This window comes from Candidatus Cloacimonadota bacterium, assembly GCA_016932035.1.
Taxonomy (GTDB): domain Bacteria; phylum Cloacimonadota; class Cloacimonadia; order JGIOTU-2; family JGIOTU-2; genus Celaenobacter.
The window spans coordinates 23,603-47,607 of the sequence record JAFGDR010000066.1 but is presented as its reverse complement, the minus strand read 5'-3'; the positions used below and the strand labels follow the sequence as shown (position 1 = coordinate 47,607).

Sequence of the window (24,005 nt, the reverse complement as noted above, 5' to 3'; positions counted from 1 at the left end):
GCTTATAATTACAAATATATTTTTTCCGTGATTACCTTCCTTACTCTGTGTCCTCTGCCTGTGGTGGCGTTATGAAATGAAGCTGGATGCTCTCTGTGGTAAGATATTTTTTAATTCAAATACTCACACTCCAAAAACCTTGACATCACATACGCTGAAATCAGCAAGAGTTCTATGAATATGAATAGAATTACTTTTAAAAATATTGGTCCACTCGTCGATGATGGACAGTATTATTGCAAATGGGAAACCGACCTTCCTTTTAAGGTTTGGATAACAGTTGAAGGAGATACTTCACAGATAAAAATACAACTCAAATTCCGCAGAAAAGGTGAGAAACTCTGGGAAGATCAAGTTATGCAGTCTGCAGATGAACATCAATTCGAAGGTTTTATTAAAGCTGATGTGGTTGGATTATATGAATATACATTCTCCATATTATTCGAAGGTGAAGAGATCATACATGAACGAATATATGAAGTCTGTTTTGACCGTCCTCGAGCTCGTTATGCTGCGTGGTATGAAATGTGGCCTCGCTCACAGGGAACAGTTCCAGGCAAGAGTGCCACCTTTGGTGATATGATCAATCGTTTGCCGTATGTCCACGATCTCGGTTTTGATACGATCTATCTTGCACCCATTTATCCTGTTGGGCACACAAATAAAAAGGGACAAAATAACTCTCTCAATGCTGGACCTGAAGATCCAGGAAGTCTGTATTCAATTGGTAATGAACATGGCGGTCATAAAGCTGTAAATCCGGATTTTGGAACAATGGATGATTTTCATCGTTTTATTAAAGAAGCAGAAAATTTCGGTATCGAACTCGTAATTGATATTGTGTTTACATGCTCACCAGACCATCCATGGATCAAGCAGCATCCTGAATGGTTCTATCACAATCCTGATGGTTCGATAAAATATGCGGAAAATCCTCCAAAGAAATACGAAGATGTACATCCCTTGAATTTTGAATGCGAAAATAAAGAGCTGCTCTGGAATGAGCTACGTGATATCTTCCTCTTCTGGATCGATCAGGGAATTCGAACCTTCAGGGTTGATAATCCTCATACAAAACCTGTCGAGTTCTGGCAGTGGGTGATCGAAGAAATACATGCAAAAGATCCCGGTGCAATCCTTTTGGCTGAGGCATTTACCGAACCAACAATGATGAAGCAACTCGCAAAAGTAGGCTTCACTCAGTCCTATACGTATTTCACCTGGCGTTACAATAAACAGGATTTCACCGAATATCTTACCGAACTGACTATGACTGAGATGAAGTATTATTTTCGCGGTAACTTCTTTACCAATACCCCTGATATCCTCATGCCGCTTCTGCAGGAAGCAGGACGCCCCGCTTTTCTCCAGCGTATCGTTCTTGCTGCAACCTTATCATCTGTATATGGAATGTATAATGGTTACGAATTGTGCGAGAATAAAGCTGTTCCTGGAACCGAAGAATATCTTAATTCTGAAAAATATGAATACAAAGTCTGGGACTGGGATCGACCGGGAAATATCAAATCATACATAATAAAACTCAACCAGATCCGCAAGGAGAACAAAGCGCTTCATTATTACAGGAATCTTTCCTTTTATGAATCTTCTGATGAACACATTCTATTTTATGGAAAGACATCTTATGATAATGAAAACACGGTCCTTGTTGCTATAAATATGGATGCTTATAACGAGCATCAAAGTGTCATACAGATTCCTCTTGAAAAATTTGGCATACCTTACGATGAGGAATATACGGTTGAGGAATTGTTATCCGGGAAAAGCTTTACACATAAAGGAAGAGAAATATCAATAACATTATCCAATGAAGATCCGGCATGGATTTTCACCCTATATAAAAAATAAGAGCAGGTTTATATGAAAGTTACATTTATTTCAAAAGAATATCCGCCGAACGTCTATGGCGGAGCAGGTGTGCATGTTCGTTATCTGGTGCAAGAACTACGAAAATTAATAGATGTTGAGGTTCGTACTTTCGGTGACCAGGATATCACAGAAAATGGATACCGCGTCAAAGGGTATTCATCGATCGGTGATTTTGATGGTGATCCTCGTATCAGTAAAGCGCTGGACACGCTTGGCATCGATCTTTCGATCGTGAATGATGTTATGGATTCAGATATTGTGCATACGCACACGTGGTATGCTGCATTTGCTGGATTCCTGGCAAAGATACTCTATAATAATAAATTCGTTCTCACTTCCCACAGTCTCGAACCCCTCAGACCATGGAAGGAAGAGCAGCTCGGAGCTGGCTATCGTCTCAGCAGCTGGGTGGAAAAACTCGGCATTGAGAACGCAGATAGAGTCGTGGCAGTTTCGAAAATGATGAAGGAAGACATCCTGAAATATTTCAACATCGACGAAAAGAAGATCGCCGTTATTTATAACGGGATCGATACACGCAAGTGGAAAGAAACGCTTACAGGTCATACGCTCAAAGAATATGGTATCGATGAGGAATATGTGCTTTTTGTAGGGCGTACCACCATACAGAAAGGAATGATCTATCTAATCGAAGCTGCCAAAGACATCAAAGCTAAAGTTGTCTTTTGCACGAGCGCACCGGACACTCCTGAAATAGAGCAGATGCTGACCGAGAAGATGAATGAGACCACAAATACCCTTTGGATCAATAAACTCTTAAAAGAAGAACAGTATATTGAGTTGTACAGCAATGCATCTGTCTTTGCCTGTCCTTCGATTTATGAACCCTTCGGCATCATTAATCTTGAAGCAATGGCGTGCAAGACACCCGTGGTTGCCAGCAAGGTTGGCGGTATCAAAGAAGTAGTTGTTGAAGGAGAAACAGGATTTTTTGTCGAGCCCCAAAAACCCAAGGAGCTTGCCGAGAAAATAAATATATTACTTAATGATAAATCATTAGCGAAGAAATTCGGCGAAAACGGACGAAAGAGAGTCGAAGTGTACTTTGACTGGAGGATCATCGCAAAGCAAACAAAAGAGATGTATGCAAAATTGTTAGATGAAAAATAGCCTTGCAGCTCTCTAATAATAATGATTTTGATTTAGTTGACAAAAGATTGGATATTTAATTGTTAATTAAAGTTAATAATTTGGATGAACTAAGATAAAATAATGAAAAAAAATGTACTGATTTTTCTTATCATACTTCTGGTTTTGGCATCGTTTGGATGCAAGAGAGAGGAGAAAGAAAAAACAGTGGTTCATCTCTGGCATCAGATGGAACCGGAGAAAAGACCTGTGCTCAAGCAGGTGATCGAGGAATTTGAGGAAAACAATCCTGATATTGAAGTCGTGGTGCTTGCCAAAGGAACTGAGGAACTCAGAACCGGTTACCAGGCAGCTGCAGCGTTTACCGGTGGAGGTCCCGAGCTCGTGTATGGTCCTATGGATCAGATCGGTCCTTTCGAGGTGATGAAGCAGAAGAATAGTGATATAAGCATCATCATGCCGATGGAGGATCTCTATCCTGAAGAATTCTATCACAAATTCGTTGATCAGGGGCTTGTCCGATATAAAGGTCATATCTATCAAATCGCAGACAGACTCGGAAATCATCTTGCACTTGTTTACAACAAGAAATTGTTTGATGAAGCCGGGATCAGCGATCCACCCCAAACAATCGAAGAGTTTCTCCAATTTGGTCAAAAATTAACGAAAGATACAAACAATGACGGCACGATAGATCAGTGGGGACTTGTATGGAATTACACCGAACCCTTCTGGTTCGTTCCATTCTTTGGAGGATATGGTGGAGAGGTATTTGATGAGGATAATAATCCTGAACTCGACTCACCGGCTGCAGAAAAAGCATTTCAGCTCATCCTCGATATGAGGAACAAATATAAGATCATGCCTCCGGAATGCGATTATGATATTGCTGACAACATGTTCAACCAGGGCAATGCTGCAATGATTATTAATGGTGACTGGTCATGGAACAAATATATTGCTTCACCGCATGTAGATTTCGGACTTGCACGCATACCCTATGTTGAAGAGACACAGGAGTGGTGCAAACCGATGGTTTCTGCAACGGGCTATTCAGTGAATGGCTCAGCAAAAGGAGAAGTGCTGGAAGCAACCAAGCTTCTGCTTAAATATCTAACCTCAGAAGAAGTACAGCTTCAATTTGTTGAAAAATTCAAGTCGATTCCAAGTTTGAAGTCTCTCCAGGAACGACCGGCAATTGCAAACGATCCTGTTATGAAGATATCAGCCGAACAGATCGAGGTTGGTCAGCTTATGCCGATCATTCCCGAGATGCGTGCTGCATGGGATGCGATGCGTCCTGCTCTTCAAAGTGTGATCTCAGGCAATATGTCACCGAAAAAAGCAGCAGAATATCAGCAGGAACTCTGCGTTCAGAAAATTGCCGAAATGTATGAAGGCTCTGATGAAAGTGCTGAAGAGACCACACTGGCTTCGACTATATTTTTTGTTCTTGGCATAGCACTCGGTTTATATCTTACGTATGTTCTTGTTTTTAAATTTATTCTCGCCCTGATGAGGAAGCCAAATTCCTTTGAGACAAAAAATGCCCGTTTTGCTGTTTTTATGGCTCTGCCTGCTTCCGTAATTCTTTTTGGTGTGGTCATCTATCCATTTTTCTATAATATTGTTCTTTCCTTTTCCAATATGAATATGACGAATGTCAACTCATGGACAATAATCGGTTTCGGGCAATATTTGCAGGTCTTTGCAGAGAAGATTTTTTATTCTGTCTTTTTTAAGACAGTCGTTTGGACGGTAGTAAATGTCTTTTTCCACGTTACGATCGGTGTATTTCTTGCAGTCCTTTTAAACAGATATCTGCCCGGCAAAGCGATCATACGTGTACTGCTGATACTCCCCTGGGCAGTTCCGGAATATATTACAGCGCTCACGTGGCGGGGTATGTTTATGTATGATACCGGAGCGATAAACCTGATCTTGCATAAACTCGGTATACCTGCGGTGAACTGGCTTTCGGAAGCAACAACTGCCTTTATTGCAAGCATGATCACGAACATCTGGCTTGGAGTTCCTTTTATGATGATCATTGCGCTTGGTGGCTTGCAGTCAATTCCTAAAGAATTGTACGAAGCAGCGGAAATAGATGGGGCATCTGCATGGAAGCGATTCTGGAAAGTGACTGTTCCACTTCTTAAACCTGTTATGATACCAGCGATCACACTTGGTATTGTGTGGACATTTAATAAACTGACAGTTATATGGTTGGTCACGAATGGCGGGCAACCAGCAGATAAATCTCATATACTGGTTTCGTACGTGTATCGGGCAGCGTTCAACCTGTACCGGTATGGATATGCGGCAGCTTTCTCAATGGTTATCTTCCTGATTCTGGTAATCTTCAGCGTGACATTCATGAAGAGATCCAATGTAGCGGAAAAGGCATAGGTGGCGTACATGACAAAAATGAAACGATGGTACCAGTATGTAATTATTTACTCAGTTCTCCTTATTTTTGTTGCAATTTCGATTTTCCCGGTACTGCGTGTCCTCACAATATCCCTTCGTCCCGGAGATAACCTTCTCAATACATCCCTGCGCATCATACCAGAAGATGCAACGTTTGATAATTATGTGCAACTCTTTACGCAAAAACCATTTCTTCTGTGGATCAGAAATAGTTTGCTGGTTACACTCGCAGTAACGATCATCGGTGTGGCACTTTCTTCGACTGCGGGATACGCTTTTTCAAGGTATAAATTTCCCGGACGAAAAGCAGGTCTTCTCGCTTTACTTGTTACGCAGATGTTCCCTGCAACAATGCTTCTTCTTCCGTTGTATATTATGATCTCGAAGCTTGGTTTAGTGAACAGTTTTGTCGGACTAATCATTATGTACAGTGCATCAGCTCTTCCCTTCTGTATCTGGCTTATGAAAGGTTATTATGATACGATCCCATCGAGTCTGGAGGAATCTGCAAAAGTAGATGGAGCAGGTAAATTCTATTCCTTTTGGAAGATCATCATTCCGCTTGCATCACCTGCACTCGTAATTACCGCACTTTTTTCTTTTATGGCAGCATGGAATGAATATGTGGTTGCAGCACAGGTTTTGTGGTATGAAGACATGTTCACAATTCCGCTTGGGTTGAAGAGTTTGCAAGGAAATATGACAACACAATGGGGAATGTATGCTGCTGGTGCGCTGATTATCAGCATACCTGTTATAATTGTATTTTTAATTCTCAGCAAATGGCTTGTTTCAGGGCTTACGCTGGGTAGTGTTAAAGGATAAATCACAAAGGAGCATAAATGAAAAAAATTATTATATTTTTCGTGATTATACTAGCTGCAGTGAGTTCATTGCATGCAGCAATTGGTTGGAGCGGCGGTATCTGGCCGAATTCCTATACTGATCAGACAAATGGATTTGATATAACGGTCTATTACCAGATATGGAAAGATGGTGTAACAAACTTGCCCGGCAGAGGTGACAGTCTTTCTGCGACCATCTTTTACAGAACCCAATCACAAACGATTTTCGATTCTACCGCAATGACGTTTAATGTTGATGTCGGTAATAATGACGAATATTTGGGTGTTATTCCGAATGCTTTATTCACTTCAGGAGATACAGTCTATTTTTACTGTGAAGGATATGATTCCACAGATGCGACATATTCGTATGGAACAGATCAGAATACTGCCGGTCCTTTCGATGAGAATAATCCCGGCGAATACTATATCATTGCTGGACTGAATCAAGACGTAACGGTTACCTTCCAGGTCGATATGACCATCGTGGATCCTGTTTATACGGTTTCTGTTGCTGGTTCATTTAATGGTTGGACTGCAGGTGCAGATACTTTGAGTGATGATGATGGAGATCATATCTACTCCGGTGATGTGTTATTTACTGCCGGGACAAATCCATACCAGGAATATAAATTTGTGAACGGCTCGATCTGGGAAGACAATATCTCTAATAGGATATTGAATATTGATGATTCATCTCCTACAATGATCCTTCCCCCTGTCTATTTCAATAACATTCCACCCGACGAGATCTTCATAACCTTCCAGGTCGATATGTCTCTGCAGATATGGAATGGCTGGTTTATACCTGGAGTAGATACATCCGCTGTGAGTGGTACAATGAATAATTGGGATAAATGGGAACTTGCAGACAATGATGGAGATGAGATCTATACCGGAGAGTATTCATTCTATGGTCAGGTGGGCGATCAGATCGAGTTCAAGTATCGACTGAACAGCGACTTTGAGCTGTATGGGCTTCCAAATAGAACCTTCACCATCGATGATACGATCACAACCATCCCTGTTGTCTATTATGACGATCTGAATCCCAATCCTCCGACAAACCTCATAGCAACAGTCAATAACATGGATGTCAATCTTGTTTGGGATGCACCAACCGCACGAGATGTCGAGTATTATAACCTTTACCGGGATGACTCGATCTTTGCTTTGGTATATCAACCTACGACATCATATACTGATTATTCTGTTCCGAATGGATATCACTGGTATTATGTAACCGCTGCCTATCCAGAAGGTCAATCCTTTCCGTCAAATATTGAAAATGTTTTCGTGGGAACTAATACTCCTCCTGTAGCTGACGCAGGAGATCCCCAAATCGTTGTCGAAGCTGATACAGTATACCTGGACGGCTCAGGTTCCTACGACCCTGACGGACTTCCTCTAACCTATCGTTGGATCGCACCCGACGGCATAGTGCTTTCAGACTCGACAGCTGTCAATCCGACATTTATTGCACCCCTGGTAGATGAAGATACTGATTACACGATCTCACTTATTGTCTTTGATGGCGCACTTTATTCCGATCCTGATGATGTTGTTATAACAGTTTTGAATGATCAACCTCCAACTGCAAATTTTACAGCATTTCCAATAACGGGCTGTATGCCGCTTGAAGTAACATTCACTGATCTATCTTACTCGTATATCACAACCTGGACATGGAATTTTGGTGACGGCAACACAAGCCATGAACAAAATCCAGTACATACTTATACAGGCGCAGGAACCTATTCGGTTTCGCTCACAGTCACCAATTACTTCGGTACAAATTCCCTTACAAAATGGAATTACATACATGTAACCTCAGAACCTCTTGATCCTCCTACAAATCTAACCTACACCGTCAATGTCGATGATGTGCATCTTGATTGGGATGCTCCAACCGCAGAAGGCAGAGACATTCAATATTATAAGGTATATCGGGATGAAGTCGTTATCGTTATCGTGTATCCAACCTCAACTGCATATAATGATATGAACCGCCCTCTTGGTCAATATGTATATTTTGTTACAGCAATTTATCCTGAAGGTGAATCTGCACCATCAAATCAGGTAACCGTTAACATAATAAATAATCCTCCAATCGCGGATGCAGGTCCCAACCAGACGGTTGATGAGGGGGATTTTGTTCAACTCGACGGCTCAGGCTCATACGATCCCGAAGGATTGTCACTTACCTATAGCTGGACTGCTCCTCCTGAAATTTCATTGAACGATCCCTCGATTGTTGATCCTACTTTTACAGCACCCCTCGTAACGCAGAATGAAGTATTTCCTATCGAACTCATCGTTTATGATGGTAACTCGTGGTCTGATCCTGATACTGTCTTCATAACAGTACAGGAACTCGTGGGAGTTGGAAATGAACCGCAGGTATATGTCGATGCCCTTCATGCTAACTATCCGAATCCTTTCAAAACTTCGACAAAGATTTCATTTTCCATTAAAGGAAATGAACATGTAGAGATAATCCTCTATAATCTCAAAGGTGAGAAGGTTTTGACGCTTTGTAATAAGGATTTTGACGCTGGTAATCATGAGCTTGCATGGAATGGTGTGGATATGAGCGGTCATCACGTATCACCCGGTATCTACTTTTATCGAATTAATGCAGGCGACTTTGTTTCAACTCAAAAAATGATTTTGATGAAATAATTTATAATATTCATTCATACTTGAGTGGATGATTTAAACTTGACATGGAATCAAAAAAAATGCAAAAAAAAATAATGAATAACATGGAGGAACACATGAAAAAAATTATAATTTTTTCAGTTCTTATTTTATTTTCCTTCTCCACTCTTCACGCAGTTATTGGCTGGAGTGGAAATATCTGGCCTAATTCAGGATCGAATCAAACGAATGGTTCTGATATAACAGTGTACTATCAAATTTGGAAAGATGGAGTAACCGGCGGCTCAGGTCCCGGAGCCGATCTTTCTGCAACACTTTTCTACAAGAAATCCACTGAAACAACATATCAATCCTATGTAATGACCTACAATACTGCTGTTGGTAATAATGATGAATATATGGGCACAATCCCTGATACCTATTTCGGTTCTGGTGATATTATTAATTTTTACTGCGAAGGATATGATTCGACAGACGCAACCTATTCCTACGGAACAGATCAGGCAGGTGGAGGTCCTTATGATGCAGGAAATCCCGGATCATATAATATCGTTGGCGGTATCAGCCAGGACGTAACAGTCACATTCCAGGTTGACCTGAGTGTTGTTGGACCAATCGAGCCGGTAACGGTTGCAGGAAGTTTCAATGGTTGGAATGCCAGTGCTAATGAACTGACAGCTCAAGGTAATGATATCTACGCCGGCGATGTGCTCTTTACTGCAGGAACAAACCCAAGCCAGGAATATAAGTTCGTGAATGGCGGCAACTGGGAAAATGAGATCGCTAACAGAACCCTTACGATCGATGACTCCTCCCCGACAATGATCTTACCTGTTGTATACTTCAATAATCTCGATCCTAACGATTTTACGGATATCGATGTGACGGTTACTGTCAGTGTTGATGTTGCTGACTCAGTTGGTGCAGGTTGCGTTTTCGATTCTTTGGGTATCTATGGCAATGTTGCTCCCTTCGATTGGGATTTTGGTGTTATACATAATGAATTGGTAGAGATCATTACTGATGAATTGTGGACTGGAGAATTTCTATTCCCAGCAGGTTCGTGGAAGCATATTGAGTTCAAACTCGGTAGAAACGGGCTCGATCTTGAGGCCGGTTTTGGAGAAAATCACACTTTTGATATTGATGATTCAAGCCCAACCCAGCTCATAAGCTGCGTGTATGGAACGATGGGTCCGGTCACCTCAATAGATGATCCTCAAAATCAAGGTAATATATTCATGAAGTGTTCACCCAATCCATTCAACACACAAACTCACATTTCATTTGCGCTGAAGTCTCAAACCTATCAGGAAGCAACTGTTTCTATCTTCAATCTGAAAGGACAGCTTGTTCAGAAGTTTGAAACACAGACGGACGCCTTCGGACAGGGTGATGTGACCTGGGATGGAAAAGACCTTCAGGGCAAAGAACTGAAGAGCGGCATCTATTTCTATAAAATCTCGACGAACGATGTATCTGAAATCAATAAAATGATAATGATGAGATAAAATCATATTATGACAAATTATAACAAAATAAGGGGATCCCGGTTGTTCAATCGGGGTCTCTTCTTTCTATTATTAATAATTTTTTCTGTCACCTCGCTTTCAGCCACCACAGGTGACGACTTGAGTGGTCGAATCATCATAGATGGATTCAGTAACGATTTCGAGGATAATGAACGACTCTTTATCAAAGAACCTCTCGCAGAATCTCAAGAATTGGATGACGATTCATGGTGGGGTGAATACAACGATGTGAAGCAGATCGATCTGACATGGGATCTCACCAATTTGTACGTTGCAATCGATGCTTGTTCCTGGGATAATAATGTTATCTACTATCTCGATATCTATCCTTCGTATGGCATTCATGATATGCTCGATCTGAACACCTGGATGAGGGCATTCACCTTCTACGGCACTAATCCCGATTTCTTCCTTGCTACCTGGGATACGAATGATAATCCGCAATTCTGGAAGATGCGTGAAGGTTCATCGCTACAAGCTGACGAGATATCGATCGAAGATTATTCGACCTACAATACAGGAAATCTTGGCAGGGCGATGGAAGCAGCAATTCCATGGGAAGTGATCTATTATGATTCGACACATTCTATGAAGAATTTTCCAGAACTCAAGATGCTTGCAGTCATCACAACCGGCTCAGATAATCTTGGCGGACCCGATGTGATACCCAATAATCTCGGTGGCATGCCCAGCGACGGGATCTCAACCGCAGTGCTTGATAACTATGTATCAATTGTTGTAGATTCCACAGGCGATGGTAGTCCTGACATCGGAATAAGTCCAAAAGAAAGAGTCCATTTTTATAAAACACCACCTTTTGAAGAAATTCCCTTGAATGTTAATAAAGTTGAATTTCCGGACGGGAAAGTCTTTGCACCTGATCAGGGAGAAACACTCTCATTCAAGATCGATCCCAACCGGGTCACAGCATTTAATGTTGAGATTTATGATGTTCGCGGTGAGTACGTTGGAAAAGCTCAGATCATCGACGAAACCACACAAGAGTGGGAATGGGATGGCAAAAATCAACATGGCAACACCGTTCCCTTTGGCATTTATGTACTAAGAGTGGTGTCGGACTCAAAAGAAGTAAGTCATAACGAAGCAATTTCGGTAATAAAATGAAAAAAGTATTGAACAAGAAGTTATTGATATTCTCTTTAGTCATCCTCGTTCCAGGTCTGCTCTCAGCAAATTTTATCGGTATGAATTGGGGAGCGCGACCCATGGCGCTGGGAGAAACGTATGTGGGACTTGCCAATGATCCTTCTGCAGTATTTTGGAATCCTGCAGGCCTATCCTATGTGAACACCTATTCAATCCTCGCATCTCATCAAAATCTCTATGAGATCGGTGACTTGTATAATCAAATGGTCGCTGTTTCGATACCTCTGAAATTTGTGCATCTTGGTGCCGGCTGGTCACAGATCAATCTATTGAATGAGTATGCAGAGCAGGTGATCGCAGTATCAGCAGCAAGTATCATCTGGTATAAGAACATCCCGATCAGATTTGGATTAAGTCTGGATAATTACAGCCTACGAGTACCCGGGTATGACGATGCAAAGGATGCATCTAAATTCGATATAGATGCAGGTTTGATCACAACTCCACTGAAGAATTTCTCCATTGGATTCGTGGCACGAAATATCTTTGAACCAAGCATCAAACTGCTTTCTGAGAATGAAAAACTCAATCGTAACTTTACGCTTGGCACTCATTATCGATGGCGTGATGTGGTGAACTTTCTCCTGGATTATCAATGGGATAAAGACGAGAGTAGTGTGCATTTCGGTTGGGAGATCTGGTTCTTTGATGTCTTTGCACCTCGTATCGGTCTGAACAGAGAATATTTGACGGTCGGTTTCGGTTTAAAAGCAAAACATTGGAATCTCGATGGTGCGGTCTATTCCCATGAAGAATTGGGAAGCACATACCGCGTTTCCTTCGGGCTTCAATTTTAAAAGTATAATAAACAGGTAAATCTATTGTGAAAAAAAGAATAATTTTTGTACTACTTTTTCTGCTTGCGATCAGTATTTCACTCAATGCACAGGTTCGCCTGGAAGGTTATCTGGAAAGTGTGTTCGGCACAAAGTATGAGACGGACAGCTTTCATTGGAATCTCTGGGATCCTGACTTCAAAGTGGAACTTCGGCTCTATGCAAATCCTATTGCCAATTCAGAAGCATATGTAAAATTCTATGCTGATAAATGGAATGAAAATGGTCAGATGATGGATCATTCTGAAGCGATCTTTGCAGAAGGGCATATTTCTTACAGGCAGGAACTTAATGGTCGTGGCTTCAATGCAGTTCTGTTCAGCCGTGAGAATAATCATTATTGGACAGACGGTTCTTTGCTGAATGTGCTCAATACCGGTTCGGTTAATAATGACGGCAATGGTCAGGGTGTTCGTTTTGATCTGTGGGCAACCTTCGGCGGAAGCGCAACCTACGTGTTCTCAGATTTCTCGCAGGGTGACAGCGATGATATCCATCTTGTACGATATCGGCAGCAAGTATTTAAAAACAATCTTCGAGCCGGTATGTTCTACCAGAGAAAAAACTATGGTATCGGCGAAAAGGATTCCTATAACGAAGTCTGGGCTTTTGATGAGCATGCAGAACTTGGTAATTATCAGCTCAATATGGAATTCGCATTTTCCAGAGTGCCTTCCGAACAGGAAATAAAAGATACGCTGAAGTATTACAGGCAACGAAGTAAAGATTATTTTGATGATGGTGATTATTTTAAAGGTCTTGGAGAATTCTTCAAAACCAACGTCGCTGCTAAAATGGAATTCCGCGGTTTCCGTGTTGGTCATCCGAGTTATGGTTACTGGTTCATCAATCCCGGCGTATGGACGTACGGAAAATGCTATCGAAACTATATGGGTGAAAACAAGTCTGATGAATACGGTGTCTGGGTGAATACATACTATTTTGTTCCGCAAAGAGCAATTACGTTTACCTTGAACTACTCACAACATAAGAAGCTTGAAGGCCAGGAATACTCGATCGGATATAGTCTCGATCCGGTTTCGAACATCTATGCTGAAGCATATATCGAGTTTGTGAACGGCTTCAAGGGCAAGGTTTATTACAATAAAAAGGATGAAGTTTGGCACGGAGAAAAATATAAACATAATGATTTTTTTGCAGAACTTTCTGTTGAGAATAAATTGGCAAAACTTCTCACTCAATTCAAGATAAAAGATATTGGTGAAACGTGGGAAAAGCAAATCGCAGGTATAGAATGTGCGGTTAATCTCTCGGAACGATGGCGTGCTTTTGCACGAGGAATGGTCGTTAACGACAGGGTTGGATCTCGTATGAGTTTTTTTGCTGAGATCCAATATAGGATTGGCGGCAATTCTGAGCTGTATCTTCAGTATGGTCCAAGCTGGTACGGCGGTTACGGTCTGGTCAATGATGACAGCTTTGTGTCCGGTGGTTCGATGCAAAAGCAATTGCAAGTTGTGTATAAAGCATGGTTTTAATAAAAATGATAGATATGATATAAGGAGTACGTGTGAGAAAAGTAATACTTTTCGTTATAATTCTTTGTATAACCGCTTCTGCGTATGCAGGAGTTGGAATAACAAAAAAGGGTGTTAAATTTTACTATGAAGCGCCCAATGCCGGAGAGGTCAGTGTGGCAGGTGAATTCAATGACTGGAACACCGGTGCACACATTATGGAAATGGATGAAGACGGCGTCTGGTATATTGTCATTCCGCTTGATAGCGGTGCATACATGTACAAATTCGTGGTTGATGGTAACTGGTATGCCGATCCCGATAATCCCAAACAACAGGATGACGGTTACGGTGGTGTGAATTCACTCGTCGAAGTAAGTTCATCTGGTGGTCTGGTGACCGAAAAAGTTGTCGAGCAAAAGCAAACCGGTGTCCGAACCTTTCTTAACCCCAAAGTTCTTTTCGATGGACGCGTGTACAGCAAAAATATCTTCGAAAAGGAAGAGTACAATGGCAAGCTGATGCTCGATAAACCGCTTTATGATATGAATCTTGGTATGAAGATCAAGTTCAATTCTCAGGTTGAGGGCTACACTGTCATGAACATTAACAACATCGCTGAAGGTGTTGATATGTGGAAGACGCATCTCAACTTCAAGCGTAGCTATCTCAAACTTGATGCACCTTATTTCTTTGTTCGGGCTTTTGATAAATATGGATTCCTCACTTTTGACGATCCCCTTCATATTGTTGGTGCTATTGGATACAGGAACTATGATTTCGGATATGAAGTCATGGGAGTGTATGCCAAATCAAAAGTGCCGACGATCATACTACCTCTTGCTAATATTCCATTCAATTTCAACTTCGAAGCAGTGTTTGGAGATAATGTCGGCGATAATGATATGGATGTGAAAGCAGGTAGAGCAAGCGGAGATTTTCATGTCATTCCGGAAACTGCATCTATAAAAATTGGATATGGTGAATATCATGCCCAGGTACCGGTAACATCGACATCCTCTCAGGAGCATGTGAGTTCGGAAGTCGATCTTCAACTTGGTTACGCATTCGATCAACCTGGTTGGACAGCACCGTTGAATATCTCACTTATGGGCGAGTACTATCAATTCAAAGATACAGATAACATGAATATGGATTCAGTAAAAACTGAATTCGCAAACGGTGATCGTATCTATGCAGGCGTAAAAATCGATTTCCCAGCTGCACTCAGTGCGTATGCCTCCTATCAGAAAAACAAGGTCTCTTTACAGAAGGACATCACAAAGAATATTTTTACCGTCGGCACGAAATTCTATACCGACGACATCTTCGCACACATTTCACTTAGCACATGGAAAACAGTATTTCCTGACAGCGCCCTAAGCTGGCGTGACTACTATGTGTATATGGAACGCACCGATGCAAATGGGCGCTGGTTCCAGACCTGCTCTGAGGTTCCTTATGCGCAATATACACTTGTCGGTTATGAAACTGCACTTTTCTGGGATATTGCCGCAAAGTATGCCTTCGATTTCTTCGGACTAGATTTTGCTGTTGGCTATGACGGAAAGATCGCGCAGCAGGATTTCAAGTATGAACCCAAACTCATAGAGAATACGATCTTCTGGAATTGGAACATCTCACCGAAATGGTCACTCTATACCGATTGCAGGATTCCCATTTATAATGATCCATTCCTTGGGCTTAAGACTGATTACAGTACATGGGAAGATGTGTTCTGGGCAAACTTTACCAGCTTAACCTATCATCTCAGCACAAATGTGAAGCTCTCACTCTATTGGGGTGTGAATCCCTTTGCGCTGAGCGATATCTCTGATGAATTCATGCCAATTGGTAGATTTGAATACCTTAATGATATTGGTAATTTCGAAACGTATCTTGAGAACAGCTATACTGCTATGGGTGAACGTATTCGCATGGCTGAGAAATCTCTCACTCAAGAGCAGCGAATCGGACTCGAAGCTGTGATAACATTTTAAGGATCATTATGAAGATAATAAAATTAACTATGATAGTTTTGATGATCCTCGTTCTCATCACTGGCTGCTCCTTAAATTTTATCAAAAAACGTCTCCCCTCACCTCATAAAGTGCCGGGCGGATATATCTTCCAGTTCGATGCTCCTTCTGCACGGACTGTAACATTATCTGGAAGTTTTCCGGATAATATGTGGAGCGGAACTGCCACAGCATCAGGAAGCTTCAACGAGCAGATCGACTTGATGTATGATGATGGAACGCACGGAGACAGAATTGCTGATGACGGCATCTGGACGGTCATCAAAAAGCTCGCTCCAGGAAGATATGAATATAAATTTGTTATCGACAGAAATACATGGGTGAAAGATCCCAATGCCTTTGAAGTCACGGATGATGGCTATGGCGGATATAATTCTGTCCTTATTGTCGACTAAGAAGAGGTTTCAATGAAAAAAATATTTATTTTAGCAATTTTAATTACAGCAGTGTTTTTAATGAGTTGTGATAAAACTCCTTTCCTTGCACCATACAGCTACAATGCAATTCTTAAGGGAATCATACAGTTTGAAGATGGTTCACCAGATACGTTAACTGCAACTGTGCAGGCATACAAATCCGGTGTTTCCACACTGCAAGGTGAAACCACGACAGATGCAACAGGAGCTTTTGAGATCAAGAATCTCTCAGAAGGCACCTATCAACTCAATGTCTCTGCACCTGATTATGATGATTTTACCGTTACAGATATTCAACTTAGCGCATATTCAACAACTACGATTGATACAGTTGAATTAGATGTTATAAAAAGGATAGAAGTAAAAATCATTACGATTGACGGAATAATAGATCCTACTTGGGAACCTGTGTATGAAAATACACATGAATCAGGTTGGGCAGGTAATAATTTTGTACATCTCTATCTGGCACGAAGTGATGATAGTCTGTATATTGCAGTTGATGGAACATTTTCTAGTGCCGATAATACCGTGAACATTTACATTGATAAGGATTATGGGAAAGGAACCGGTATTAATGACTTTTCGGAAATTACCGGGGGCGGATATGGTGATCATTTAAATAAAAATGTAACTGCACCTGATAACTTTGGCGCTGACCTTGCATATTCAGGGTGGGCATTAGTAAGTGATATTGCTGTAGTAAGTTTGGAATATCCATCAGCAGTAGATCAACATATTCTAGATGCAAATATTGCAGTGAACGCTTCAGTTATAGAGATGGCTATTCCCTTTACTGAGATTTATAGCAGTGGTGAAGTGCCTATAGGTACTAAAATGGCTTTAGTTGCACTTATTGGTGGCGGTGGAGCGCCATACGTATGCGATGATACAATCCCTCAACAGGATGATCAATTCAGCTTTACAACCGTCTTCAGCAGACAATATTAAATTATTCAGGAGGAACATACATGAAACGTTATGCATTTCTAATCCTCATCATTCCTTTGCTCATCGCAGGATGCGCAACACTGGGATTCGGTGAGTTCGAAGGACAAACACAACCGACTGCTCAAACAACACCCCAGGAAGGCAGCACAGCCTTTACGTTTGAAGCACCCGATGCTGAATCAGTTACGATCGCTGGTGATTTTAATTCCTGGGATCCGGGTGCAAACTCGATGATAAAAAAGGGCGATTTGTGGACAATTACCATGGATCTCGAGCCCGGCTCCTATCAGTATAAATTCGTTGTTAACGGTTCGGAATGGAAAGCTGATCCGAATAATCCAAATACCGCCGACGATGGATACGGCGGACAAAATTCAGTAATAACCGTTGGAGATAAACAAATGGCAACCACAATCCAAGAAGAAGTTAAACCGAAAAGCGGAGTTTTTCCAGTCACTTTTGAATATCAACCTCTAACCGGTGGAAAGCATGATGTATATCTTGCCGGTGAATTCAATAACTGGTCCGATAGTGATATAAAATTGAAGGAAGATAGCGGTGTGTATACTGCCACTGTTCAGCTTCCCAAAGGCAAATATGCCTATAAATTTGTTGTTGATGGCAACTGGGTCACCGACGAAAATGCAGCAGAATTTATCGGCGACGGCTTTGGTGGACAGAATGCGATCGTGTTTGTCGGCAAAAAAGAAGATATCGATGCACTCTATAAAGTTGAATTTTCATACAATCCTGATAAAGAAGGCGTGAACGACGTTTACTTAGCTGGATCATTTAATGGATGGAACCAGAAAGCCAATCAAATGGAAGAAACCGAAGACGGAGTGTATGTAACAACGCTACTCCTTAAAGGCGGTGAGTATCAATATAAGTTTGTGGTAAATGGAACCGACTGGATTACTGATATGAGTGCATCCCGATTTGCTGATGACGGTTTTGGTGGTCAGAACTCTATCCTTGATGTGGATGAACGGTTCCCAAGAGTACAGATAGAAGTTGGTGACGGTGAGATCATGACCTATGGAATCCCAACCGAACAATCGCTCGAAACAGTAAACCCTCTCTCCGAAACATCCATTCAATTCAAAGCCAAAGCACATCGCAATGACCTTGAAGCGATCTATCTATGGAAAGATGGTGAAAAGATCGAGATGGATTTCATAGATTCTGATGATACCTTCGATTACTATCAGAAGATCATCGAACTCAACTCACCTGATGATGAGTTTGACTACTATTTTATCTATGTTGATGGTGGAAAAGAATTCTACCTTATCGATGGTGCACTAACCGAAACTTTTGATGAATCCAAAGTTTTCCACTATTCCAAAGATGTCGTCGAACCGTTCTTTACACCGGATTGGGTCAAAAATGGTATCATTTACCAAATTTTCTGCGACAGATTTTATAATGGCGACAAATCCAATGATCAGGATTTCACAGAATGGTACTATGAAGGAGTGAATAAACCTCCTGCACCCGGCAAAAAGCTTCCTCCAAATAAACAATACTTCCACCTTGTTGATGACTGGTATGACATATCCAGCTTAAAGAGCAATCCCTATCGTCATGACGGTAAGCCGGACTGGTGGTCATTCTATGGTGGCGACATCGAAGGTGTTCGACAAAAATTAGGTTACCTCGAAGACCTCGGCATAACCGTTATTTATTTCAATCCACTTTTCGAAGCAAAATCAAATCATAAATATGATGCAGTCGATTACATGAAACTCGATCCCCATTTTGGAACAGCAGATGAATTTAAAAAATTTGTAAAAGAAGCACACGAGCATGGTATTCATGTGATCATAGATTGTGCTTTCAATCATACAGGTGAGACATTTTGGGCTTTTCAGGACGCATTGAAGAATGGACCTGATTCACCATACTGGCACTGGTATGAATTCAAGAAATGGCCTTTGCCAGATCCGATCCCTGCAAAATATAGTCCTGCAGATTATTATGAATGTTGGTGGGGTGTCGGAGAAATGCCCGATCTTAACTATGATCTCACACTTCCCAATCCTGCAGAGAATGGTATCAAGAACATCAATGATGCTGATCCTAACTGGGATGTCGTGAATTACATTCTTGATGTTGCCGAATACTGGATCGGTGATATGGACTGCGACGGTTTCCGTCTGGACGTTCCCAACGAAGTGCCGTTCTGGTTCTGGGAACTGTTCCGCGATAAAGTAAAATCACTTAAACCGGATGCCTATCTTGTTGGCGAACTCTGGGGCAATGCAACGGACTGGGTGAACAGTAATTACTTCGATGCTGTGATGAACTATGCATTCTTTAAAGATCCGGTCATGCGTTTCTTTGCAATGAGAAGCTGCAGCGCTAAGACCTTTGACCGCGATATAAAACAAGGCTTGCTTGCCTATCCCATCCAGGCAGTGCAGACAATGATGAACCTGATCGACAGCCATGACACATTCCGATATCTCGAGACAATCAATGGTGATCTGGGTAAACTCAGACTTACCATGCTATTCTCGATGACCTATGTCGGTGCTCCACATATCTGGTACGGTGATGAGATCGGTATGATGGGTGCACACGATCCTGACTGCCGTCGTCCTATGAACTGGAAATATACCGAAGATCCCGAAAGAGTCGCACTCAGAGACTGGTATAAGAAACTCATCAAAATTCGTAAAAACTATTCGTGCCTGAGGACAGGCGATTTCCACACTGTACTGACCGAAGGTATGGTCTATGCATACAAGCGCAGCAATGATGATTGCTCGATCACCGTAGTCATCAATAATAATAAAGAACTAATGAAGGTCAGTATCCCGATCACAACAGGACAAAAATCAGTGACAAATCTTCTCGATGGCGCATCTTATAATGTGATACATGATGTTGTCGAACTCGAGCTGCCAGCGATGAGTGGAGCAATATTGAAATAATATTACCGAAAGGGTAATTTTCCCGAAAGGGGCTGACGTATGAATATAAAAGTTGTTTTCGTATTGATGGGATTATTGCTTATCTCAGCCAATTCGTTTGCCTTCGACATAAAAGGGGATATCTCATCCTGGCAAAAAGATGATTTCATTGGTTTTGACCAGATAGGAGATTGCAATGCATCCTTTGGAGATATATCCTCAGTATTTGCACGGGTAGAAAATGACCAGCTGTTTGTCCGTATCACTTTTGATGATATGGTTCAAAGAGAGAACAATATTGTTGTGAAAGATAATTTTCAGAACAAAAATATATCTGCTCAAGTCTCATTATATGCCGGCAAAAATAAAAAGTTAATCGATCAGTTTTCTCTTCCAATTGATTCGCAGTCATTGAAAATGAGTGATCATAAAATGTTGCGAAATCCTTCTTCAAATTTGCTCGAGATTTCTGCAAAGCTAAATGAGTCTTATACAAAAGAGGATCTTACATACAGAATAGATGTATTCCTGGACGATGTTATGCTTGATACCTTTATCGGTAAAGGTGATCGTGGATTCCGCGGTGGCAATTGTGCATTTGTTCATCATGGTAACCAGGGATTAACCTATACTGAGGTGTTCTACGGACAGGATCCTCAAGAAACAAGCGGATTCGATGAAGTGCTTGAAGTGCATGAAGCCACGAATATCCCAGGCAACTTTCATATGTCCGGAACCCTGATGCCAGCAGCAGAATGGCATAATCAGGAGTTCAATGACTGGCTGGAAACAGGAGCATCAGAGGGCTGGGTTTCGATGATGACCTCAGCACTAGGTCAGCACATCATGCCGTTTGTGCAGAACGATATGAACAACTGGTCGGTGTCTATCGAATGCGATATGGTTGATTACCGATACAATTACGTGCCGCGCGTTGCATGGATTCCCGAACGTGTCTGGCTTAATCCCGGGCAGTATCCTGAAGCCGGTGTTATCGACTGGCTTGGAGATAACTGGGAACAGTTCGACGTAGATGCTGTCGTGCTTGATGACAGCCCTCATTGCTGGTCCGTGAACAAGAATAAAATTCACTTGATGAACAACGGAAGCGGCGTCAACCTGCGCGTGATACCAATCGATAATGAATTCGTTGGGAAAATGCACTACGATGCAGACGGTGCGAAAAACTACATTAATTCTCAGGGACAGTATGAAATCGCAGTTTACGGAACCGACTGGGAAGTAGCTGCTGAGATGAATGAACATCATAATACATTCTTTTTAGACAACTATGAAGGCGTGATCTGGTACTGTCATGATAACTATCCTGCGATCAATGTTTGGAAACTCGATTCAGCATTGGCAAACGCAGATTTTAACGGAAGCGGTTTCGATATCACACCCGGTACATATGGACTTCTTGGCGGGGGAGATGGTTACGGCGGCAGTAATAACAGCTGGTACACGCAATGGGCTGCTGCAGAATCTCACTCTGATTACCATTCTCCCAAATGGACTTATGGTTACATATGGGACGATGTTTATAACAATATAATTACATGCCCCGATAATGGGCTTTCTCAACTTGCCTGGTACACCCTCATGATCAATCTCCACGAAACTGGCTGGCATACAAGCGGAGAGATCGCAGATTGGGAGCACCGCTATTCGGCACATATAAAGAATGCCAATGTTTACGCAGAAGCATCCAGATGGGCTAATGGTGATTACACAGAAACTACAGCATCTTTCATGTCAGACATAGATAAAGATGGTGTGGATGAACTCATTATGCATAATGACGTTTCAATGTATGTGTTTGAAACCATCGGTGGAAAAGCGAATTGGATCTTCGTCAAAGATGGATCGGGTAATGGTTATTCTGTCGTCGGTTCTGATGTTGCCTACTGGTCTGAAACCGATGGTGACTACAATGAAGGTTCGAATAATCACGTTGCAGCACTTTCTGAAGCATCCCCGAACTACCAGCACGATCTATATGCAATGACAGTGAATACCGGTGTGGGTGACAGTGTTAATGCAATACTTTCCAAGAATGAAGTAAGCAAGGTGATTTCACTCAAGACTGGTGATCCACATCTTACGGTGGAATATAATTTTGGCAACGAGACAGGGTATGTGAAATCCGGCTGGTCACCCGATCTTCTCGATCTGATCTGGTCAGGAAAATCTCACTTGCAGAGAATGTGGGGAGAATGTGGTGAGTACTGCGGTCAGAGAAATTCTGCTTCAGGGGCTACTGCTGCGATCGTTATCGGCGATGCAGGTGCTGATTTCAATACGGAATTCGAAGGAACTCTGGTCAAAGGTGATGAGATCAAAGGTGAAGGAAGCTTCGTGATATATCTTTATGCAGGATTCACCAGCGAACCCTATGATCCTTATAACAATAAAGTTGTTGAACTCGATAATCTTGCTGATGAACTTCAGGATACCTATCCACCGCAGATCGTTAATGGAGAAGCATATCTTGTGGGTGATAACAAGTTGCAACTCGTGTATAATGAACCGGTCGATGAAGCGATGGCTGTCGATCCAGCGAATTACTCGTTACAAAATTTTTTAGGTTCATATACCATCTTAGGAATTGTTCTCTCGCATATTCGCAAAGTCACGATTATGATCAACGAAACCTTCCAGGCAGGTGATTATGGCGATGTGGTGGTTTCCAATGTGGAAGACCTGAACGGCAATGTTATCGATCCTGCTCATAATACCGGTACTGTAACAGACATCATCATACCCCATGTGGTTGGCACAATGAACAGCTGGACGCCCTCGAATCATACCTATGATCTGATACTTATGGACAACGGTGTATGGCAGGTTGAGATGTCGCTTGCTGCAGGAGAATATCAATATAAGATCATCGAAAGCAATGCATGGGACGGCAATGACTGGCCGGGAGACAACCAAGTGTTCACACTTGGCACACCAGGCTCTGTAACGATCTATGCGAACTGCGGTATCCAGGTCGGAGAAAAGGATTACGATGAGTATGTTTTTCACAGTCCCAATCCTCCGGTTGTTGTTGGAGATTTCCTTTCCGAAATCGGCGGCACAGACTGGAACGAACAGACCACACTCACTCAAATGAATGACGACGGTATCGATGGAGATGATGTAGCCAACGATGGTATCTATACCTGGTTCGGCTCCATCCCTTTAGGCAGCTATGAATATAAAATTGTTTTGAATAATAACTGGACCCAGAACACAACAGGGGATAACCTCTTTCTCAATCTCGATTACAACAGTGATGTTTATTTCTATTATGATATGTCACAGAATAAGGTCTCGACCTTCAATGCAGGTGTTTCCATCGATGATCCCCAGGGACATGAACCTTCGATAAACCTTTCACTCTCGAATCTTTATCCCTCTCCCTTCAATGATAATGTCACTATCGATTATTCAGTACGCGAACCGTCACATGTAACTATTGATGTTTTTAATATCAAAGGTCAGAAAATCATAACACTCGCTGATAATGAACCTGTCTCAGGAAATAACACGATCATATGGAATGGATGCAATGCATCTGGAAGCAAAGTGCCGTCCGGCATTTATCTCATACAACTTTCTAGTTCACAAGAATCTCAAACACAAAAAGTGATTTTTTTACATAAATAGAACTTGGATTCTTTTGTTGGAGATTACTGGTTTTATTTTATTGCAATAAATAATTATAAATAAATGTTTCCCGAAAGG

Annotated in this window: 14 protein-coding genes; all 14 read left to right on the top strand. The window is 41.7% G+C overall.

The window, feature by feature from the left end; all coding sequences use genetic code 11:
- The first annotated feature begins 174 nt into the window (after positions 1 to 174).
- The 14 genes from JW794_10745 to JW794_10680 all read left to right on the top strand — a co-directional run bounded on the left by JW794_10745 (position 175) and on the right by JW794_10680 (position 23,927).
- Positions 175 to 1,869, top strand: a complete 1,695-nt coding sequence (locus JW794_10745; protein ID MBN2018590.1) for a DUF3416 domain-containing protein — start codon at positions 175 to 177, stop codon at positions 1,867 to 1,869.
- Between the two features lie 12 nt (positions 1,870 to 1,881).
- Positions 1,882 to 3,021 carry a glycogen synthase gene (gene glgA / locus JW794_10740; protein MBN2018589.1) on the top strand — a complete coding sequence of 380 codons (1,140 nt, stop codon included), beginning with the start codon at positions 1,882 to 1,884 and terminating at the stop codon, positions 3,019 to 3,021.
- A 102-nt stretch (positions 3,022 to 3,123) separates the two neighbouring features.
- The gene (locus JW794_10735; protein ID MBN2018588.1) at positions 3,124 to 5,409 is read left to right on the top strand and encodes an extracellular solute-binding protein; all 2,286 of its coding nucleotides are present in this window, start codon (positions 3,124 to 3,126) and stop codon (positions 5,407 to 5,409) included.
- Positions 5,410 to 5,427: 18 nt separating this feature from the next.
- Entirely contained in the window at positions 5,428 to 6,255 is an 828-nt protein-coding gene (locus tag JW794_10730) for a sugar ABC transporter permease (protein ID MBN2018587.1), read from the top strand.
- 17 nt (positions 6,256 to 6,272) lie between these two features.
- Positions 6,273 to 8,957, top strand: a complete 2,685-nt coding sequence (locus JW794_10725; GenBank protein MBN2018586.1) for a PKD domain-containing protein — start codon at positions 6,273 to 6,275, stop codon at positions 8,955 to 8,957.
- 95 nt (positions 8,958 to 9,052) lie between these two features.
- Entirely contained in the window at positions 9,053 to 10,447 is a 1,395-nt protein-coding gene (locus JW794_10720; GenBank protein MBN2018585.1) for a T9SS type A sorting domain-containing protein, read from the top strand.
- A 120-nt stretch (positions 10,448 to 10,567) separates the two neighbouring features.
- Entirely contained in the window at positions 10,568 to 11,593 is a 1,026-nt protein-coding gene (locus JW794_10715; protein ID MBN2018584.1) for a hypothetical protein, read from the top strand.
- The gene (gene traF / locus JW794_10710) at positions 11,590 to 12,432 is read left to right on the top strand and encodes a conjugal transfer protein TraF (protein MBN2018583.1); all 843 of its coding nucleotides are present in this window, start codon (positions 11,590 to 11,592) and stop codon (positions 12,430 to 12,432) included. The genes JW794_10715 and traF overlap by 4 nt, the downstream gene beginning before the upstream one ends.
- Before the next feature lie 26 nt (positions 12,433 to 12,458).
- The gene (locus JW794_10705; GenBank protein MBN2018582.1) at positions 12,459 to 13,970 is read left to right on the top strand and encodes a hypothetical protein; all 1,512 of its coding nucleotides are present in this window, start codon (positions 12,459 to 12,461) and stop codon (positions 13,968 to 13,970) included.
- A gap of 32 nt (positions 13,971 to 14,002) precedes the next feature.
- Positions 14,003 to 15,949: a glycogen-binding domain-containing protein gene (locus JW794_10700; protein MBN2018581.1), complete on the top strand. Its 1,947-nt coding sequence runs from the start codon at positions 14,003 to 14,005 to the stop codon at positions 15,947 to 15,949.
- 8 nt (positions 15,950 to 15,957) lie between these two features.
- Positions 15,958 to 16,383 (top strand): glycogen-binding domain-containing protein, encoded by a 426-nt coding sequence (locus JW794_10695; protein MBN2018580.1) that lies wholly within the window; start codon positions 15,958 to 15,960, stop codon positions 16,381 to 16,383.
- A gap of 12 nt (positions 16,384 to 16,395) precedes the next feature.
- Positions 16,396 to 17,355 carry a carboxypeptidase regulatory-like domain-containing protein gene (locus JW794_10690; GenBank protein MBN2018579.1) on the top strand — a complete coding sequence of 320 codons (960 nt, stop codon included), beginning with the start codon at positions 16,396 to 16,398 and terminating at the stop codon, positions 17,353 to 17,355.
- A 20-nt stretch (positions 17,356 to 17,375) separates the two neighbouring features.
- Entirely contained in the window at positions 17,376 to 20,294 is a 2,919-nt protein-coding gene (locus JW794_10685; protein ID MBN2018578.1) for a cyclomaltodextrinase C-terminal domain-containing protein, read from the top strand.
- A 39-nt stretch (positions 20,295 to 20,333) separates the two neighbouring features.
- Positions 20,334 to 23,927 (top strand): T9SS type A sorting domain-containing protein, encoded by a 3,594-nt coding sequence (locus JW794_10680; GenBank protein MBN2018577.1) that lies wholly within the window; start codon positions 20,334 to 20,336, stop codon positions 23,925 to 23,927.
- Positions 23,928 to 24,005 lie beyond the last annotated feature (78 nt).

What these genes read in the sequence shown, in the direction of transcription:
- JW794_10745 (MBN2018590.1), top strand. Translation starts at nt 175, where the DNA reads ATGAATATGAATAGAATTACTTTTAAAAATATTGGTCCACTCGTCGAT.
- glgA (MBN2018589.1), top strand. Translation starts at nt 1,882, where the DNA reads ATGAAAGTTACATTTATTTCAAAAGAATATCCGCCGAACGTCTATGGC.
- JW794_10735 (MBN2018588.1), top strand. Translation starts at nt 3,124, where the DNA reads ATGAAAAAAAATGTACTGATTTTTCTTATCATACTTCTGGTTTTGGCA.
- JW794_10730 (MBN2018587.1), top strand. Translation starts at nt 5,428, where the DNA reads ATGAAACGATGGTACCAGTATGTAATTATTTACTCAGTTCTCCTTATT.
- JW794_10725 (MBN2018586.1), top strand. Translation starts at nt 6,273, where the DNA reads ATGAAAAAAATTATTATATTTTTCGTGATTATACTAGCTGCAGTGAGT.
- JW794_10720 (MBN2018585.1), top strand. Translation starts at nt 9,053, where the DNA reads ATGAAAAAAATTATAATTTTTTCAGTTCTTATTTTATTTTCCTTCTCC.
- traF (MBN2018583.1), top strand. Translation starts at nt 11,590, where the DNA reads ATGAAAAAAGTATTGAACAAGAAGTTATTGATATTCTCTTTAGTCATC.
- JW794_10695 (MBN2018580.1), top strand. Translation starts at nt 15,958, where the DNA reads ATGAAGATAATAAAATTAACTATGATAGTTTTGATGATCCTCGTTCTC.
- JW794_10690 (MBN2018579.1), top strand. Translation starts at nt 16,396, where the DNA reads ATGAAAAAAATATTTATTTTAGCAATTTTAATTACAGCAGTGTTTTTA.
- JW794_10685 (MBN2018578.1), top strand. Translation starts at nt 17,376, where the DNA reads ATGAAACGTTATGCATTTCTAATCCTCATCATTCCTTTGCTCATCGCA.
- JW794_10680 (MBN2018577.1), top strand. Translation starts at nt 20,334, where the DNA reads ATGAATATAAAAGTTGTTTTCGTATTGATGGGATTATTGCTTATCTCA.